General features: G+C 37.5%; 20 protein-coding genes and 1 pseudogene. 7 read left to right on the top strand and 14 right to left on the bottom strand.

Annotated elements, in window-relative coordinates; all coding sequences use genetic code 11:
- Positions 1–16: 16 nt before the first annotated feature.
- From ENH66_02700 to ENH66_02735, 8 genes and pseudogenes are all read right to left on the bottom strand, one after another.
- Positions 17–307, bottom strand: a complete 291-nt coding sequence (locus tag ENH66_02700; protein HDZ54588.1) for a hypothetical protein — start codon at positions 305–307, stop codon at positions 17–19.
- Between the two features lie 14 nt (positions 308–321).
- Positions 322–1,266 (bottom strand): DUF4268 domain-containing protein, encoded by a 945-nt coding sequence (locus ENH66_02705; GenBank protein HDZ54589.1) that lies wholly within the window; start codon positions 1,264–1,266, stop codon positions 322–324.
- Between the two features lie 114 nt (positions 1,267–1,380).
- Positions 1,381–2,142 (bottom strand): annotated as a pseudogene (locus ENH66_02710) (radical SAM protein).
- Between the two features lie 7 nt (positions 2,143–2,149).
- The gene (gene tcmP, locus ENH66_02715) at positions 2,150–3,034 is read right to left on the bottom strand and encodes a three-Cys-motif partner protein TcmP (GenBank protein HDZ54590.1); all 885 of its coding nucleotides are present in this window, start codon (positions 3,032–3,034) and stop codon (positions 2,150–2,152) included.
- Positions 3,035–3,112: 78 nt separating this feature from the next.
- Positions 3,113–4,201, bottom strand: coding sequence for a DUF262 domain-containing protein (locus ENH66_02720; protein ID HDZ54591.1), 1,089 nt, complete (start codon positions 4,199–4,201; stop codon positions 3,113–3,115).
- A 9-nt stretch (positions 4,202–4,210) separates the two neighbouring features.
- Complete coding sequence (locus ENH66_02725) at positions 4,211–5,254, bottom strand: modification methylase (GenBank protein ID HDZ54592.1); 1,044 nt, start codon at positions 5,252–5,254, stop codon at positions 4,211–4,213.
- Positions 5,255–5,464: 210 nt separating this feature from the next.
- The gene (locus ENH66_02730; GenBank protein ID HDZ54593.1) at positions 5,465–5,812 is read right to left on the bottom strand and encodes a hypothetical protein; all 348 of its coding nucleotides are present in this window, start codon (positions 5,810–5,812) and stop codon (positions 5,465–5,467) included.
- Between the two features lie 529 nt (positions 5,813–6,341).
- Positions 6,342–6,659 carry a hypothetical protein gene (locus ENH66_02735; protein ID HDZ54594.1) on the bottom strand — a complete coding sequence of 106 codons (318 nt, stop codon included), beginning with the start codon at positions 6,657–6,659 and terminating at the stop codon, positions 6,342–6,344.
- 287 nt (positions 6,660–6,946) lie between these two features.
- Between ENH66_02735 and ENH66_02740 the strand changes: the two genes are divergently transcribed.
- The 5 genes from ENH66_02740 to ENH66_02760 all read left to right on the top strand — a co-directional run bounded on the left by ENH66_02740 (position 6,947) and on the right by ENH66_02760 (position 9,992).
- Entirely contained in the window at positions 6,947–7,141 is a 195-nt protein-coding gene (locus ENH66_02740) for a hypothetical protein (GenBank protein HDZ54595.1), read from the top strand.
- Positions 7,142–7,575: 434 nt separating this feature from the next.
- Positions 7,576–7,974, top strand: coding sequence for a hypothetical protein (locus tag ENH66_02745; GenBank protein HDZ54596.1), 399 nt, complete (start codon positions 7,576–7,578; stop codon positions 7,972–7,974).
- 170 nt (positions 7,975–8,144) lie between these two features.
- A complete protein-coding gene (locus ENH66_02750) occupies positions 8,145–8,717 on the top strand; it encodes a hypothetical protein (protein HDZ54597.1) in 573 nt (190 codons plus the stop codon).
- Between the two features lie 610 nt (positions 8,718–9,327).
- A complete protein-coding gene (locus ENH66_02755) occupies positions 9,328–9,507 on the top strand; it encodes a hypothetical protein (protein ID HDZ54598.1) in 180 nt (59 codons plus the stop codon).
- Between the two features lie 200 nt (positions 9,508–9,707).
- Entirely contained in the window at positions 9,708–9,992 is a 285-nt protein-coding gene (locus ENH66_02760) for a hypothetical protein (GenBank protein HDZ54599.1), read from the top strand.
- A 184-nt stretch (positions 9,993–10,176) separates the two neighbouring features.
- Here ENH66_02760 and obgE read toward each other — a convergent pair whose 3' ends face one another.
- Positions 10,177–11,148: a GTPase ObgE gene (obgE, locus tag ENH66_02765; protein HDZ54600.1), complete on the bottom strand. Its 972-nt coding sequence runs from the start codon at positions 11,146–11,148 to the stop codon at positions 10,177–10,179.
- Between the two features lie 174 nt (positions 11,149–11,322).
- Here obgE and ENH66_02770 point away from each other — a divergent pair, with 174 nt between their 5' ends.
- Positions 11,323–11,541 (top strand): hypothetical protein, encoded by a 219-nt coding sequence (locus tag ENH66_02770; protein HDZ54601.1) that lies wholly within the window; start codon positions 11,323–11,325, stop codon positions 11,539–11,541.
- A gap of 20 nt (positions 11,542–11,561) precedes the next feature.
- Entirely contained in the window at positions 11,562–11,894 is a 333-nt protein-coding gene (locus ENH66_02775; protein ID HDZ54602.1) for a YtxH domain-containing protein, read from the top strand.
- 325 nt (positions 11,895–12,219) lie between these two features.
- On the opposite strand, the gene ENH66_02780 is transcribed toward ENH66_02775, so the two are convergent.
- From ENH66_02780 to murG, 5 genes are all read right to left on the bottom strand, one after another.
- Complete coding sequence (locus tag ENH66_02780; GenBank protein ID HDZ54603.1) at positions 12,220–12,399, bottom strand: hypothetical protein; 180 nt, start codon at positions 12,397–12,399, stop codon at positions 12,220–12,222.
- Between the two features lie 713 nt (positions 12,400–13,112).
- On the bottom strand, positions 13,113–13,631 hold the full coding sequence (locus ENH66_02785) for a MarR family transcriptional regulator (GenBank protein HDZ54604.1): 519 nt from the start codon (positions 13,629–13,631) through the stop codon (positions 13,113–13,115).
- Positions 13,632–13,799: 168 nt separating this feature from the next.
- The gene (locus ENH66_02790; GenBank protein HDZ54605.1) at positions 13,800–14,255 is read right to left on the bottom strand and encodes a hypothetical protein; all 456 of its coding nucleotides are present in this window, start codon (positions 14,253–14,255) and stop codon (positions 13,800–13,802) included.
- 79 nt (positions 14,256–14,334) lie between these two features.
- Positions 14,335–15,888 (bottom strand): glutamate--tRNA ligase, encoded by a 1,554-nt coding sequence (locus ENH66_02795; GenBank protein HDZ54606.1) that lies wholly within the window; start codon positions 15,886–15,888, stop codon positions 14,335–14,337.
- A 10-nt stretch (positions 15,889–15,898) separates the two neighbouring features.
- Complete coding sequence (murG, locus tag ENH66_02800; GenBank protein ID HDZ54607.1) at positions 15,899–17,047, bottom strand: undecaprenyldiphospho-muramoylpentapeptide beta-N-acetylglucosaminyltransferase; 1,149 nt, start codon at positions 17,045–17,047, stop codon at positions 15,899–15,901.
- Between the last annotated feature and the right edge of the window lie 6 nt (positions 17,048–17,053).

Below are 17,053 nucleotides of genomic sequence, written 5' to 3' on the forward strand. Positions count from 1 at the left end.
GCTAAATTTTAGTTATTTATACACTCAAACCAGCTTCTTTTCTAAAGGCTGGACGACTACATGCTAAAGAAGGGCTATATTTATAGGCCTTCAGGTGATGTTCAATGACTTCTTCTTTATTTTTTTCAAACCCGCCATATCCCAATAGCTTTTTAACAGCCAATTCTTCTAAAGATGAAGCAATTTTCCTTTGTATGGTCCAATTTACATTGTATTTTTTCCAAAGACTGACATCCTTCCATTTAAAAAATTCAAATTCTTCTTTTGTAAGCCGCGGGAATTTGTAGTTATACTTAGCAATTTTCATAAATTTGAGTTATTTTAGCCTAAACGTCGAATATACTCTTTGAAAGCTCTCTCTAAACGAATCATTGCATCAATCATTTTGTCTTGTAATTTCTCCCAATTTTCTTTATCGTTCAATCCTTTCCCCTTAAATTTAATAGAAATTCGGGACGCACGAGCATTATCTAATCTTTCCCAATTTAGTCTTCCCTTAAACTTTTTTTCAATTTGATTCTTATGTTTATATAATTTATCGAAACGAATTTTATTAATATTTGGCTTTATATAATCCTTACCTTTATCAAAATATATTTCACAACCACCGTATTTTTTTGTTATTACGTAGCTGTAAATTATCCCTTGTTTGCCAGCACCGGTCCCAATCCAAGAATAAATACCGGGAGTAATATTTGAATGTAAAGATGTCTTTCCTTTAGCTTTTTCTAAAAGTGCTGTCCAAAATTCTTTTCTTAAAATGTGTCTTTTAGCATATTCCTTTTTCTTTTTACCAATAGTCTCAGACCCTTCTGATGGCCCGGCGATAATGGAAAATTTGGCAGCCGGATTGGAATTTCCTATTTTGTATGCTTCTATTTGTACTAAATAAAAAGCTGTCTCTGGGCCAAATTCATTCAACCAGTCAATTGCTCTTTCGTGCTCCTGCCTAGGGTTACTTGATATCCAGATAGCAATTTTTGCATCTAAATTTGCTAGATAAGTTAAAATTTTACCCAAATGTTCATGGTTTGTTTTCTCTAATTGATTTTCTATAACTACTTTCTGTCCGTTTTCGTCTTCTGCAATGATATCCACAGAAAAAGAACCCGCGTCACCTTCTCTGTCAATGGCTGTTAAATCCATATCTAATTCTTCTCCCAAAATTTCAATGTTATCGAAAAGCCAAGAGGTGAAATCTCTAGCTTCATTCTTCCAAACTTCCCTTAAAGGAACTTTTTTTATTCTTTCTATATGCTTTTTCATGATTTTATTTCTAAATTAATTCTTCGATTTTTTCTTCTAAGCCGGGCAGTAATTTGAAAGCACTTTCTTATAACTATTCGTGTAGTTTTCGCTCTTTCTGAAATATTTTCTATCAACTGTCCCTTCTTTTATGTGATATTCTATCCCTTTCTCCTCGCAGAATTTTATAACTCTGTAGGCGCAATCATTGTAGAATGTTTTGTAACTATCAAAATAAGTAGTCAAGGCATTATAATTCCATCTACCGAAAACTATTTTATCGACAAAAGCTATTTTTTCCAATATTTTGGTTAGATCCTGTTCAATAAGGTTAGGCGTAGGATAAGGTTCCATACTTACCCAAGTTTTCAAACCTTTATTATGTAAGAACTTAAGGGTTTTTACTCTTTTTTCTATCGACACAGCGAATGGCTCTTTACTTCTTCTGAATTTTTCAGACAAAGTGATTATAGTCGAACCGTATTCATTATCCCTGCCGTAAATATTTTTTTTAGTCAAAATTTTAGGATATATACCTTTACTTATAGTTACCACTTTTATATTGTCTTCATTCAATCTTTTGATAATTTCTAAGCTAAGATCTACTACTTCTTTTTGTTTATACATAAAAGGGTCTGTCGAAAAACACAAGTAGACATATTTTATATCTTTTTTATATTTCGGAATTTCTAGATCTAATAATTCTAAGGCGTTGCTAACAATTTTAGGTCTTATCCATTCTTTGTAATTTTTAATGATCCCACACCTTTTTTTCATCAGCATTGCATAGCAAGGATAAGTACACCCATGAGAACATCCCTCAACGTGATTAATGCAATAATCAGCGTATTCTACCCCGCTTTTATATAAAAGAGATTTTCTAATGATTCTCTGCATACTATTATTATATATCAAAAAGAGCCTTCTGTGGATTTCTCGCCCTGAAGACTTTGGTTTTTTTCTCCCAGAATTCGATCCCCCTTTCGTGTTTACTGAATAAAATTAAATAATATAAGGAGGTGTTTTTAATATTTTTAAATATGACCAGTGACGGACTCGAGAAATAACCCAAACCTTTTATCATATCGATATAATTCTTACATAAATTTCTGATATTTATTTCTTTACTATTTCCCCAGGTTTTTTTATTAGCAATGTCTTTCCATCCAGGATGGAACTTATCTAATTTCTTAGAATTTAATTTTCTAATTAAGGCAGCAGAAACCGCTCTTTCAACAGAAGCTATTGGGTAATTCACTATTAAGTCTATCTTCCTTTTTGCTAATTGTTTGTAAGAACTGAAATGAAATTGCAAACTGTCGGGATCTATAACGGCTAAACTTAAAGAATTATCAGAAATAGATTTTTTTATAATGTTTCCTATAGCCAAATTACAGTCTTCGTTATAATATTCTACACTGTTTTTTTCTTTTGCTCTTTGTTTTAAGCTGTTTATACAGACTGGATTTTTGTCTATTAAAAAATATTTTGTAAATTTATTCTTTAAATTTATTGCCTCTAGGCAGGTTCCATCTATTTCTTTTAATCCCTCTCTAATAATACACTTTCCTGGGCCCGAAAATAAATCTATATAATAAAGTTTTGGCCATTTCTTTTTCATCGCCCCCGAAAAAATATCAATGAAATATTTCAAATGTTCAATTTTATCCTTTGACCAATAACCGGAACAACGCAAAGCCAACCCGTCATTTTTAGATTTATATTTTTGACATATTCCATCGTTATTATTTACGCAATTACCGTTTTTATAAAACTTACATTTTTTCATAATCAAAAAACCGTCCTAATGAGTGACCTCTACTCTGTTCAATTTTCTGTAATTTAATTTTCTTCATTTTCCATAATTTTATTTTCCAGATTTAGTTCGATTGTCTTGTTTACACAACATCTGGCAATTCTCTGAAATAGTTTTTCCACCTTCATGCCAAGGCTTTATGTGGTCAGCTTCCATTTCTTCTATTTCGAAATACTTCTTGCATTTTGTGCAGACACCTTTTTGTCTCTCATACGCCTCTCGTTTCATTTTGTCAGTAAACGCGCGTATTGAGAGATATTTTTCTTGTCTAGTCAATACATAAGGGTAAATGCCTGGTTTTTTCGTTACGTCTTCATCTTGCATTAATTCAGCAATCTCGGTTTCTAGTTTATCGACACTTAGTTTTTTGTCTTTGAATTGATTGTATGGTTCACCCCATTGCACGCTCTTCATCTCTCTGCGATAATTCGTGAAAGTCTTCCTCACCCACGCTATTACATTTTGGAAATAGTCCCACAGCTCGTCGGCATTCATGTATTGTTGGTGTTTGGCCATGTAATCTTCAATTTTTCCATAGTTGATCCACGAAAGAACAGTTTCCAAATATTCTTGTCGGATTGGTTTACCGCTGACTAATTGCCCACCGTCATTTGCCAGCAGATACGCAGCGCAGTTTGTTTTGCTAAATTTTAATTTAGCGTCGGAGAGCCATGGTCCAGTGTAAACTGCATTCCTCAGTTCTTGGTCGGTCAGTTTTTCACCGGCGATATTGATAATTCTAAACCAATCAAGGCGTTCTTTGTCTGTGCCCTCGCAGATGTAAATCATGAGCTTATAATCCAAAATCTGTTTTTTTTCTTCGCCAGTTAAGTTGTGGAAATAGAGATTATCCAGTGAAAAATCTCCGTTCACATATTGCCCAATGCTAATGGTGCGCTGTTGACCATCAAGCATCTCAAAACAATTTTTGTTTTTCAACCAATACATTACATTGAGTGGAAAATTCTTGCGTATGGATTCGATAACTTCTTTGCGTTGTTTATCGTTATAGATAAATTCACGTTGATATTTTGGGCGAATATCGAGTTTATCACCATAAGCCACAACACCTTCTTCGGCACTGTCTTTGTAGTCCTCGATCACTTCGCGTATTGAAATTTGGTGTAGTTTAATTTTCATACTAATTCTTTATTTTTTATTTTTAATTAAAATGCGCGCGTAGATTTCTTTGCCGTCTATCGTAAACCTTTTTCCGTAATTTGGATTGTCTTCGACATACCTGTCTATGCCGATAATCTCAAACTGCTTGGGATTATATTTATCAACAAATGTAATTGGAACACCCATTACACCTTTGTAGTCCATTGGAATATCAACATACCGATTTATATTGATAGCATCATAGTCGTCATACTTGGGATATTCTTCTGAGCTGTACTTTTTATACAAAGTAAGTTCTTCGTGACGTTTTGTTGTATCAAGATTTGTAAACCACGCGATATTGCCCATGCTAAAATATTTCACACCATCTTCAATTTTTATTCTCGACTCAGTTTGTATGTCATAGTTCTCGGGAACTTGAAACCACTTTGTGCCGCCATTGTCATATCCAAGCCATAACCTATTTTCTTTAATTAGTTTGAAAATTTCTTTGTACGTAATGGCGTTTTGATTACCAAGGATCAAAAACTTTCTGTTGTATTCCATAAGTTGCTCAACGTATTCACGAAATAGTGAAAACGGGGGGTTTGTTACCACTATATCAGCTCGTTTGAGCAGTTCTGTGCACTCATCGCTTCGAAAATCACCTTCTCTATTTAAGGGGGTTGCGGTGTTTTTGTCGTGCTTTAGTAAATACTTTACATCGTCGAGGTTTACCGCACCATCGCCGTCGATATCCGACACTTCTTTGATTTCGATTTTGAACGGCTCCTTGCCCGTCGGCTTTAGTCCTTCCACCTCAAACAGTGGCAATTGCCCGCCGGCAATCGGCGATTTAACATAACTCGTAGTGATGAGTTTTGTTAACCCCAGCGCGTTGAAATTAGCAGCAAAATACTTAAAGAAGTTGCTCTCGAACGGATCATCGCAGTTACAGTACACAACTTTACCACGGAATTGGTCCTTGTAGTGCTTCGCCTCTTTTTCAATATCAGAAAGCTGCGTATAAAACTCGTCTTTCTTTGCTTTGTTTGCTCTAAGGAAAGATGTATTTAAAGATTTAGTTTTCATAAGGTTATTTTAATTAATCTACCTTAATTTTGCCACTTTTGGATTATTTTGTCTATTTATCAAAGATCTAAATACTCGACATTTGTCGACATTTGTCGACATTTTCTTGAAATGTCGCACAAGATGCGTTATGCGACGCACATCATGATTATACGTATCAGGGAAACAAAAAAGGCCTCTGGCTGGTGCCTGAGGCTAAGGAATTCTTGATTAGAGGGCTGCGAAAAGTTCTTTTAGTGCAGGAAGCTCCTCTTTGCAAATAGTAAGGTGTCGAGATGGCCATCCGCCAAAACTCATTTTTGATTTATTCCCTATCAATAGTCTGTAATAGTATTCTTCTTCTACTAATCGTGCTACCCTTGGTGCTTTTTCTGTTGCTATGGAGCCTCTAAGCCGAACTTCTCCTACGATTCTTGTTTTATTTCCCCTTTCCTTTTCCATTTTTGGGTCTACTCTACGAATAGTCTCAACGAAAGCTGAAATCGAGTGTGTTCCGCTTCTTCTTCTGGCAGAACGACGAGCACTTAGAACTATTGCACTTGTTGTTCTTTTTGCCATTGTTTTCACCTCCACAGGTTGTATAAGAGCTATTTGATACTTCACCCTATTACATCCTTAGTTTTTTGTCAAAACAAAAAGGCCTCTGGCTGGTGCCTGAGGCTATGGAAAGAACAAAAAAACCTTGTATTGTATGTGAAGGTTCTTTAATACCCCGTCGTAAAAATTGTAATCGTTATAAAAAACGATAATAATACATATAGTAAAATGAAGGTTCTCTTGCCTTCTTGCAACCAAAAGGTGAACGAGGCTATCCACATACTAACTGCCATAATAAAATGCAAGAAAATGGAACCAAAAAAGATATTTAACATACTCATAACAACCACAAAAAAAATAATTCTTAGGGCGATACTTCTCTTCTCTATACTTTGATCCATTGTCCTCATTTCCTAGTTTGGAACGAACTAACGAAGAACTGCTTAACTCTATTACAACCTTAGTTATTTGTCAAACCCTTCGATAAACTCAGGGTAAACAAAAAGGCCTCGATGCTCTGCTGAGCCGAGGCTTGTACAGAATATGTCTCTTAGTTCAAAAGTTTTTGAAGATCTTCTCCTTGTAGAACTTGCCGTTGACCTTCTGTTGGCTCAAAAGTTAGCTGTTCTGAAACCCAGATAAATAGGGATCCTCTTTGAAGAAATCTTTCTCTTTGAAGAAAAATAAATCTTCCCTTTGGAGTTACGATCGAGACCTCACGGTTACAAAGATCGCTTGGTATTCCAAAGGGATCGCCGAACGTTACAACTTGAAGATCAGAAAGACTCAAAGCAATATTGTTGGTTGCTGCCAGTTTTTCTGCGGCTTTCATCTCTTCTGAAATTTCGGTTAGGTCGATTCTGTCCACGTTTCCCCTCCTTATTTAGGAATGAATGAACTAATTAACGATTTTTAATTATATTACATCCTTAGTTATTTGTCAACTCAAAATAGCCCTATTTTTGGAAAAAATCAAATTCCTTCCCCACCCCGCCTATCGATATCTGTCTACCGACAAATCCACAAAAAATACCATAGCGGGAACAAGCTAAAAAATTATTAGGGCTTTAACGACGTGCAACCGTTGACAAATCACTAAAAATATAATATGGTTAGATATCAATAGATAGCCCTTATACAACGGAGGTAAAAACAATGAAAGGAAGCGAAGTAGTAGGAAAGTGCCCACACTGTGGAGGAGACATTATTGACCGAAAAAAGCTCGTGGGTATAGTTGCCATTTTGATGCAAAGTCCGACACCAGAACTGGCTGTTGAAAAAATAACAGAGAATGAAAAGCCATATTTCTGCGGCGATTGTAGTGAGGAATTCGACACTGTTCCGTCGTAACCGATTAGAGAGCTTTCGTTCATATCCTCAGGCGCAAGCCAGAGGCCTTTTTTGTTTTTCTCTTGATCCCCTACCACTTTTTATCTTTTATGTTTACATTCTATCTCAAACCTAAAAAAGTGGTGGGGGGTTGACTAAAGCTGTAGAAGAATTATCATTAACTCAGGAGAGAGGAGGTGGTCGCTTTTACCTTCGCGAACAACCCAGGCTGGGGCGGCCTGGGACGAATGACCTCCCTCTGGTCATTGGTCACTTTCTCTCTCCTATCAACTCTTTACAGTTCTTTCTACGACAAGCTCTTTGGGACGTATGTCCCACATCGCAGGGCCACCACCAACAACAACATCGGTGGCCTTTTTTTTGACAAATCATTAAGGATGTAATATGGTTAAGTAGCAATAAACAGCACATTCCCAAGAAGAAGGGAATCAAAGATGGCTCAAAGCCCATCGGAAATAGAAAAGAAAACCCGCCTTAAAGAATTATGGATGTTACTATTTGGTAACCCAATCAATCTAACTGACCCCGAGATTGAAAGATTACTTGAGTCTGAAAAAGAACTTAGAACAATTTTGCATTTTACCTACAGTGGATTTCCCCATCAGATAGAAAGAGTAAAAAAACATCATGCCAAAAAGAAAGAGCTATCTGAACTGCCTACAGAGAAGTTGGTGGAAATGAAATGTGCGATAGAAGAAAATAGACTGGCTGTTCTTAGGTCAACCAACGAGGAAGAACTTTCAGATTCATTCTTTGAGGCTCCTCCCATTGACTCCAATGAACACATCCTGAATGAGATTCTAAAAGAACGGGGTGTTGACTGGCGAAAATAGAAAGATTCTTAAACAGGCAATCCCGATTCGATATATAAGCCTCTGGCTCACGCTAAGAGGCCTTTTTGTTTTCCGGCTTGCCTCGGGCTTGAATTCTTTTATTTAACATGATAGGCTAAAAATCCAAACATAGCACCTTTACAGCTTAGACCGAAAAGGGGGTAAGAAAAGTGAAATACCTCTTGTTGCTTTATCTAATCCAGCCCTACATAGATGTTTTCATTGGCGAAGAACCGCCCGACGTAAAGAAAAAATTTGCTGCCCTCTATAAAAAGATTGTGCGAGAAAGATATCCAGGGTTCCAAGTAGTTTGTGTATTTTTTTCTAAACCAAGCGAAAAAAAAGAACCTGACCTTTCTCAGAAGTGGGATATTTTTTCACTTGAAGAAAGCTATACTATAGAGGCCTGTGGAGTAACATTCGCTGATCATTGTGATAATCAAACATATCCCAAAGAAAACGACATTCTTGAATTATGTCCTGGCCCAATTGATGAATTGATTGTTAGCGGATTCCATTTTTCTGATTGCGTAGAAAAAATTGCCAAGTTTGCCCACAAGCAAGGCATTCAAGTTTTTGTAGATGAAGATCTAACAGAATTATTCTTTTATGGAATAAAAATGGGAGTTCCAATTTCTCGTGAAGCAAGCATAAGAAGAACAAAAAAGTTGTTCAGAGAAAGTTTGCTTCTGGATTTTGTGCGCGAAAACCGTAAAGGGAGACCATGGCTGGTCCAGCTTTAAGCTGAGTCACCAATACGACTTGGCTTTTTTTGTTCTTAATGACCAATAGTAGCTCGCCGTTTGTAACCTAAGAAGCCATGGATAATGGTCTGCTAATCTCTCGACTCCGCTCAGGGTGGTAAGCCTATCGAACCATTGGCTTAAGTTTGAGATGGAGGCAAGGATTTAATGCCCGAGAGTTGTTGCCCCTCGTGAAAAACTTGACAAATTCAAAGTATGGGAGTATAATGCTATTATTGACTGATATTCGTTCTTTTTGAAAAAATGTTGTCAGCTATTCAGCAAATTGTTCATCTGAAAAGGTGGTCAGCTTGCTGGACAGATGAAAGGAGACGTTCGCCAATAGCCCAAGATGGTGGAGCTGTCGCAGGCGCCGGCCAGCTTGGGCGCACTAGATCAACCAGATCATCCGCGCGTATACCTGCCATCTGTTCGGCACAGCACTTTTCGAGGACTTATGTCCTCACCTATAGGGTCACCCATAACAACAACGGTGGCCCTTTTACTTTCTACCTATCTTTTAGATGGGTTTTTGTTTGACAAATAACTAGAAATGTAATAATATCGAATTAAATAGTACATTTGTCGCCATAACGACAAGGAGGTAGTAATGGCGAACGAGATTTTATTATGCGGCGGCGCAGTTTTACAAGGCGTCGAGAGAGCGGTTGATGAGGGGGGTGAGGATCTTGTTGTCACCCTAGAAAATGTAGGGACAGTTCTTGTTCCTAAAGGGAATATAGCAAAGATTGACATACTAATAGAAACCGAAGAAGAACCCGACGAATAAATAATTTCTAGTTCTTTACTTACTATTCAATCCTTCTTCAAGGTCTCGCTCAGAGACCTTTTTGTTTTCAAAAGGAGTTATTGGGCTTGCCCTCCCAAATTCGCCGCAGAGGCGAACTTAGGCGGGCTTGACTTATTTATTGAGGTTGTTATGATATAAAATCGTAGAGGAAGGACAGCACTTTCAAGGAGGTTAAAAAGGTGGCAGAGACAACCGAAAACAAACGGCAAAGTGGACAAGTCAAAGATGGAAAATGGTTGGTGCTAACCGAGAGTACTAGAAAGCCAGACAAGTGCTATACACATACCTGTGGCACAGAAATTTTAGGCGAAAAAATAGCTCATCCTGTTTGGGATGGTCCGACTCCACTTTCTGGACACGGTCAGTGCGAATATGAAATGGTTCCTTATTGTCCAAAATGCGAAAATAAACCAAACCCTCAAGGGGTGCCGATAACTCCCAAGGGTAGCCATCGTAATCTTTGACCTAATTACTTTATAGGTTCTTGGTAGAAGTTCTTTTAATTAATCCGATATAAACCGCAATCCGGCTCAAGGTCCTCCCGACACTCGTCAGGAGGCTTTTTTATTTCCCCGATACGCTCACAGGACAGAAACTAAAAAAAACGGCACGAAATTATCGTACCGACCAAAACAGCAACACGTATTTTTAATGTACCTGCTTTTGCCTGATTATTTCCCGCAATACTCCCTCAACTAATTTCAGGCTTTTTTCGTCTATTATAGAGACAGCCAGCACTTCTTTTCCTGTTTTTTTGAGGAGGGCCATTTTCTTTTTAATGTCTTTTTCGGGCAGTAAGTCGGTTTTGGTCAGAAAAACGTATTCCGGCTTTAATAAAAGCTCCTTATTGTAAACCTCAAGTTCATTCCTGATGGTTTTGTAGTCTGCCAAAGGATCTTGGGATTCAGACGAAATAAAATGGAAAAGGATTTTTGTTCTTTCAATGTGCCGAAGGAATTTAATGCCTAAACCCTTGCCTAAAGAAGCTCCCTCAATAAGGCCCGGGACGTCAGCCAAAACGAGCCCGTAATAAACTCCCAAGTTGGGATTCAGGGTCGTAAAAAGATAATTAGCCACTTTACTTTTAGCCTTGGTCAGCTCGTTTAATAAACTGGATTTACCGACATTCGGCAAGCCGACAAACCCAACATCAGCTATCATCTTCAATTCCAATCTCAATTCGTATTCCTGCCCCAAAGAACCTTCTTCAAATTCCCTGGGAGTCGTATTAATAGATGATCTAAATTTAAAGTTGCCCCGCCCTCCTTTGCCGCCTTCAGCCATCAATGAACGCTGCCCTACAAAAACAATTTCTGAATCCTGTTTCAAGAACAAATTATGAATGACCGTACCCACGGGTACCTTTAAGAAAAGGTCTTTACCGTCTGCGCCGTCGTTGAATCCCTTTTTGCCGTTTTCCCCATTTTCAGCTGACAGTTCTTTTTTGTAGCGAAATTGATTCAAAACACTTAGATCAGAAACCCCTTCAAGATAAACACTGCCTCCCCGACCGCCGTCCCCACCGGTAGGCCCGAGAGTCATTTTAACCTTACTGAAAGCCACGGCCCCCCTGCCGCCGTCACCAGCTTTCACCCTAATTTTGACGTCGTCAATCAGCATATTATTTAATTATTTTGCGCGTGGACTATAAAGCAACCTTATAATATCATATAATCCATAGATGCTAGAAGCCCATACATCTGGCATAGATTGTACGCTTTTTCATATAGCCTTATCCTGGATTTTTACTTGCTTTTTTATATATTTTTCCTATAATTAAAACGGAAGACAAAAATGACAATAGAAACTATTTTTGATATTATAGGTTCCATCTCTTTCTTGATTATCGCAATATTTATCTGTGTCACATTTTACTATTTAATTAAAATCCTTAGAGATATTTCAAAAATAACCTACCGATTTCGCGAAAAAAGTGAGCAATTTGCAGGTTTAATTACAGCTCTAATAGCAATGCTTAAAAAGACAATAATCGGCAGAAAAAAAAGAAAATAATAAATATAAATATTAACAATATGACAGTCCAAAAAACCACAAAAAAAGGAACAGGCAAAAAAATATTGGCAGCCGCGATTTTGGGTGTGCTTGCCGGAATGCTGTTAGCTCCCAAGGCTGGCAAAAAACTAAGGAAGGATCTGAAAAATATTGCCCAAAAGATGGAGAAGGAGATAATTCGACAGGCCGGAAGAACCAAGAAGCTAACTCAAGGAAAATATGAAGATATTGTGGAAACGATGGTCAATTCTTATACCAAGGCGAAAAAGATTAAAAAAGAGGATGTGAAAGCGATAACCAGGAACCTCAAAAAAATCTGGATTGACTTGGTAAAGAAGATAAAATCGAGATAAGCTTCGTGCAATTAATGGTTGATTTTTTACCCCAGCGTGCGTCACGCTGGGTTTTTTCTTGCTCTTCTCCTATTTTTAGAAAAAGACGAATTTGTTCAATGGGACAAAAAAAAGCTCGCCGGAATGGCGAGTTTTAAAACGCAAAATTAACTAAGGTACTATTCATAGACAAAAATAGCTGCCCAGACCATTACTCCAAGGGATGTAAATACTGTACTTTATCTTTCCTAATCCATCGCAATACACACATTGGCTAAAGATACATTCAGGACAATTATCAGGCACGCCGCTGCGTTCGCAGCTTACATTTAATCTACCTGTACCGTTACACATTATGCAAGGTTTTCCGCGCCAGTTCTTTAAAAACGTTGTAATAGCCTTCAATATATTCCTTATTGCCGTCATATTCTCCACCTCCAAGTTGGGAATGTACTGATTTCCTTGTCCCGTAGTAGAGAAAAATCTCGTTCAGGGGTTTGAAAGGATGAAGTTGGTTGGTCGCCACGGATAAACCTTACTGCCTATTCGATTCCTTGACCTTCCAACCCCATCCGCATTCAATTTATCTTTAATCTGGACGATTGTCAATATAAAAAGCCCGAAAAACATTTTATGTGGAGGCAAAACATTTCTTTGGAAACAAAAAACCCGCGTTAGAGACGGAGCAAAAATAGTAAGAGCTCATCTTATGATGAGCTCTTGAGCAATGTGCCCTTGTGCGTCTTCCGGCTGTTCTCCAACCGGAGCTTCTGCATAAAGAGTTGCAAGCAAAGGAAGGTGAAGAAGACATGGATCCTTCCTAATCAGTTCTATGATTTTCTTGAAAACATTTATCAATTCGGTTTACCTCCTTTCCTGCAATCATTCTTAAAAGAACTAGTAGGAGAGAGAAAGTGGCAGGGTTATGGGGGGAACACAGCAGGTCACGTGCGTTCCCGTGGCACCTTGGGTGAAGGTGATAGCTCTCTCTCCGCGTGAAGAGGGAGGTCAAGAACCACCTTCTCTCTCCCAAGTTAATTATAGCTCTTCTACATTTTTAGTCAACCCCACCACCAATCCTAGGTTAGTCTATTGAACTTACAACGACTTAAGCCGATAGGCGGCTTCGCCTTATGGCTTTTTTAAATTCATCATGCCTTGGCTGGGACTGGTGGGGGGCCAAGAAACAAACAAAAAGGCCTCTTGGCATAAGCCAGAGGCTATAAAAAGATTGGTTTTTCAATGATTCACCGCTCTTAACGTTTCCTCTTCTAATCTAGAGATAAGATCTTGATTAGCGTTAAAAAAGTAGCGATGTGTCCTTCCTTCTTTTTCTATGCGAATCAAATTTGCTCTCCGAAGATTACCCACCATTCCCCAAACAGACCTTCTGGTTAAGTATCTTGCTTCGGCAATATCTTTTATGGTACAGCCAGGGTTTTTTATAATATAAAGCAGAGTGAAACCTTCTGTGGTGAAAAATTGGCGTTCGGGAGAATTATTGTCTGCATTTTGTATAATATCTAAAGGGTTACGGCTGGCAGAGTGATAGTGTTTTCTACCTATTTTTTCAAAAGATATATATTCCCCTTGAATTAAGAGACATGTATGGTCAAAAAATCCCCAGACAGTTCGTCTGGTCAAACCCAAGGCATCGCCAATCTGAGAAACTGTTGGTTCTTCTCCTTTTTGATTTTTTTGTCTAATAAAAAAGTAAACCGAACCAACGGTTGACAGAAGCCGAATATCTTCTCCCATCGTTCTCTCCTTTCCTTGTTCGCCTTTTTCGCAGCTACTCTCTATTCAATTAGGAAGGTACAGACCCTCCTGCCTATGATTTTATATCTTAACAACCTCAATAAATAAGTCAAGCCCGCCTAAGTTCGCCTCTGCGGCGAATTTGGGAGGGCAAATTTAAGAAACCCTTTATTTCCTTATCCAGCCTTTTAGTCTTTCCCAGAAGTTTTTGCCGGCTTTGGAAACTTCTTCTTTTATTTCCTGCTTTTCTTTTTCTAACTCCCTGGGTATTGCTTCTTTTCTTTTTTCCACTTCTTTATTAAAAATACCAAAAATCTTTTGCCATATCCAATCAACCTTGGGCCAGATTTTAGAATCCCAGATGTCTATGAACCAATTCGCCATTCTTTGCCAAATCTCTACAGCTTGCTGCCAAACTCCCTTTACGGCCCTTGGTAAAGGTTCAATGATTTTTTTAACAAAAGACCAAACTTCCTCAAAAGTCTCTGGCACCTTCGGCGACTGCTTTACGTCTTGAGCCAAAGCGAAACTTGGCAGGAGTAAACTAAAAACAAAAAACAAAAAACAAAAAACAAGGAACGGGGAGCGAGACTCATTATTGATTATTCTTTGTTCTTTATTCATTATTTTCTATTTATTAATTTTTTTGCTTCTTCCAAAGCACCAAGCACATAAAATGTTAGTTATGTGCTTCGGCGCTCGGTCAAGCACATAATATATTATGTGCTCTGATTATTCTTTTTAGAGTTTTTTCTTTTCCTAAAACCTCGGCAATCTCAAAGGGAGACGCCGAAGCCTCTTTACCGGTTAAAGCTACTCTGAAAGGCCAGAGCATGTATCCCCTGTCCCCCGCCTTCTCTGCTTCCGGCATAATTTGCTTTTCTAAATTTTCTTTATCCCAGTCTTCTGTTTTAATTTTAGATATTATCTTCTCTAATTTATCAAGGGATTTTCTTATTTCTTTATCCGATGCTTCTTTCCACCTTAAAAGACCTTTTTGATATTCTAATTTATCTTTAAAGAAAAAGCTAGTAAAATCTACAATTTCTGATATTTTTTTCAGTCTTTCTTGATAAATAGCAATAATTTTTTCCAGATAATTTAACTCAATAATCTCTCCTGTCTCTTTAATTTTATATTTTGGTTTTTTTTCTTCAAAAAGTTTTAATTTTTCCGGATTATCCGGACTGCCCGGATTACCAGGATTATTTTTTAGTGCCTTAATAAACCCAGCCTCAATTAAATAAGGCAGGCAGATTTTAGTTAATCTTTCAATAGATTTTTGGCGGATATAAAATCCATTTAGAAAATCCAATCTTTTGATATTAAAAATTGCCCCTCCTTTTTGACATTTCTCAAGCGAAAATTCTTTAATCAGAGACTGCATTGAATAAATTTCTCTCTCAATTCCCGGATTCCAACCCAAGAAAGCCATAAAATTAACCAGGGTTTCGGGCAGATACCCTTCTTTTCTATATTCTGTAACAGCCACTGCTCCATGTCTCTTGCTTAATTTAGCTCTGTCGGGCCCAAGAATTAATGGTAAATGAACATATTTTGGCTGAGAAAAATTTAAAGCCCCTTGAAGCAGAATCTGTTTTGGTGTGTTGGGCAGAAGATCTTCACCTCTAATGATATAAGTTATTTTCATTTCGTAGTCATCAACCACTACAACAAAATTATACAAAGGGTGAGATAAATCTTTTGCGATAATAAAATCTCCAATTAAACCAGAATCAAATTCTATCTGCCCGCGGATAAGATCTTGAAAGACAATTTTCTTAACCGGCACTTTAAACCGAATAACAGATTTTTTGCCTTCGGCTAAATACTTCTTTGTTTCTTTTCCAGTCAATTGACGGCATTTTCCATCGTATAGTGGGGGCTGGCCAATCGACATTCGATATTGCCTTTGAGCCTCTAACTCTTCTTCCGAACAGAAACAATGGTAAGCTTTTTCTTCTTTTAAAAGTTCCTCTAAGTATTTGGCATAAATGTCCAGCCTTTCTGACTGGCGGTAGGGTCCCTCTGACCATTCAATGCCCAACCATTTCAAACTGTCCAAAATCTCTTTTTCAAATCTGGGATTTGATTTTGCGAAATCTGTATCTTCAATCCTTAGAATAAAACTGCCTTTATTCTTTTTCGCAAAAAGATAATTAAAAAGAGCGGTTTTAGCTCCCCCAATATGTAAAAATCCTGTGGGAGCCGGAGCGAATCTTACCCGGATTTCATTTTCTAAACTTTTTTCAGGCATAGTTTCATTTTCAACCCAATAAATAACTAACGATACTTTGAGCAATTTTTTTTGCAGCTTCTGGCCGAGAAAATCTTATCGCTTCTTCTTTCATTTTTTCTAAATTTTCTGGATGAGAGAATAAAGAATTTAATCTATCAAGAAAAAAATGGGGAGTTAAATTGGCCTCTTCGATTATTAAAGTTGCTCCTGTTTTGGCATAGACTTGAGCGTTCTTGGCCTGATGATTCTGGGCAGCTTCTGGTAAAGGAACTAAGATACTGGGTTTTCCGAAGGCCGATATCTCAAAGATACTACTTGACCCTGATCTGCAGATTACCAAATCACAGGCTTTGTAAGCATGTTTTATTTCTCCTTCTCTTAAGAAAGGATAGAGATGATAATATTCTTGTTGTTCTTTTTTTATCACAATATTAGCTTCAGCCCGAACCTGTTTGAAATTTTTGTCGCCGCATTGATGAATAATTTCAAAATCATTTAGAAGTTGAGGCAAAATATTCAAAACCAAATCATTAATTCGCCGGGCTCCCTGGCTTCCACCCAAAATTAAAATTAAAGGCCTGTTTTTTTCTGCCCTTAGTTTAAAAACTTTTTTAGCTTCATTTACAGAACCATCTAAAAGTTCTCTTCTTATCGGATTGCTTACTAAGGCTGTTTTTGAAAGCGGGAAATACTCGGTTTTCGGGAAAGAAACGAAAATTAATGAGGAAAACCGGCTTAAAATCCTATTAGAGAGACCGGGAATTACGTCTGATTCGTGAAGAAAAATTGGGACTCCTAGAATCCAACTCGTCAAAACAGGGGGCAAAGATCCATAGCCGCCTTTACTGAAAATAAGGTCTGGAGATAAAAAGAAAATATAGAAAAAAGACTGAAAGATGCCTATTGGAATTTTAAAGAAAATATCTATAAAGTTTTGGACCAAAGCATCTGCATCAAGATATCTTCTAAATTTTCCAGCATAGATTGATTTTATCTTAATTCCTTCTTGAGAAAGGAAAATTTCCCCAAAAGGGTCTCTTGGGCCAATATAAAATAATTTTAGTTTTGTTTTAGATTGTTCGGGAGCGGAGATCTGAAGTTTTTTTATTTCTCGGGCAACAGCTATTATTGGAAAAATATGGCCACCAGTCCCGCCCCCGGTAAAAAGTATCTTCATAAATTC

The organism is Candidatus Nealsonbacteria bacterium, from assembly GCA_011050465.1.
Taxonomy (GTDB): domain Bacteria; phylum Patescibacteriota; class Minisyncoccia; order Minisyncoccales; family RBG-13-36-15; genus RBG-13-36-15.

Excerpts from the sequence above, each read along its gene's own strand:
- ENH66_02700 (HDZ54588.1), bottom strand. The coding sequence starts at position 307 with ATGAAAATTGCTAAGTATAACTACAAATTCCCGCGGCTTACAAAAGAA.
- ENH66_02705 (HDZ54589.1), bottom strand. The coding sequence starts at position 1,266 with ATGAAAAAGCATATAGAAAGAATAAAAAAAGTTCCTTTAAGGGAAGTT.
- tcmP (HDZ54590.1), bottom strand. The coding sequence starts at position 3,034 with ATGAAAAAATGTAAGTTTTATAAAAACGGTAATTGCGTAAATAATAAC.
- ENH66_02720 (HDZ54591.1), bottom strand. The coding sequence starts at position 4,201 with ATGAAAATTAAACTACACCAAATTTCAATACGCGAAGTGATCGAGGAC.
- ENH66_02725 (HDZ54592.1), bottom strand. The coding sequence starts at position 5,254 with ATGAAAACTAAATCTTTAAATACATCTTTCCTTAGAGCAAACAAAGCA.
- ENH66_02730 (HDZ54593.1), bottom strand. The coding sequence starts at position 5,812 with ATGGCAAAAAGAACAACAAGTGCAATAGTTCTAAGTGCTCGTCGTTCT.
- ENH66_02740 (HDZ54595.1), top strand. The coding sequence starts at position 6,947 with ATGAAAGGAAGCGAAGTAGTAGGAAAGTGCCCACACTGTGGAGGAGAC.
- ENH66_02745 (HDZ54596.1), top strand. The coding sequence starts at position 7,576 with ATGGCTCAAAGCCCATCGGAAATAGAAAAGAAAACCCGCCTTAAAGAA.
- ENH66_02755 (HDZ54598.1), top strand. The coding sequence starts at position 9,328 with ATGGCGAACGAGATTTTATTATGCGGCGGCGCAGTTTTACAAGGCGTC.
- obgE (HDZ54600.1), bottom strand. The coding sequence starts at position 11,148 with ATGCTGATTGACGACGTCAAAATTAGGGTGAAAGCTGGTGACGGCGGC.
- ENH66_02770 (HDZ54601.1), top strand. The coding sequence starts at position 11,323 with ATGACAATAGAAACTATTTTTGATATTATAGGTTCCATCTCTTTCTTG.
- ENH66_02775 (HDZ54602.1), top strand. The coding sequence starts at position 11,562 with ATGACAGTCCAAAAAACCACAAAAAAAGGAACAGGCAAAAAAATATTG.
- ENH66_02785 (HDZ54604.1), bottom strand. The coding sequence starts at position 13,631 with ATGGGAGAAGATATTCGGCTTCTGTCAACCGTTGGTTCGGTTTACTTT.
- ENH66_02790 (HDZ54605.1), bottom strand. The coding sequence starts at position 14,255 with ATGAATAAAGAACAAAGAATAATCAATAATGAGTCTCGCTCCCCGTTC.
- ENH66_02795 (HDZ54606.1), bottom strand. The coding sequence starts at position 15,888 with ATGCCTGAAAAAAGTTTAGAAAATGAAATCCGGGTAAGATTCGCTCCG.
- murG (HDZ54607.1), bottom strand. The coding sequence starts at position 17,047 with ATGAAGATACTTTTTACCGGGGGCGGGACTGGTGGCCATATTTTTCCA.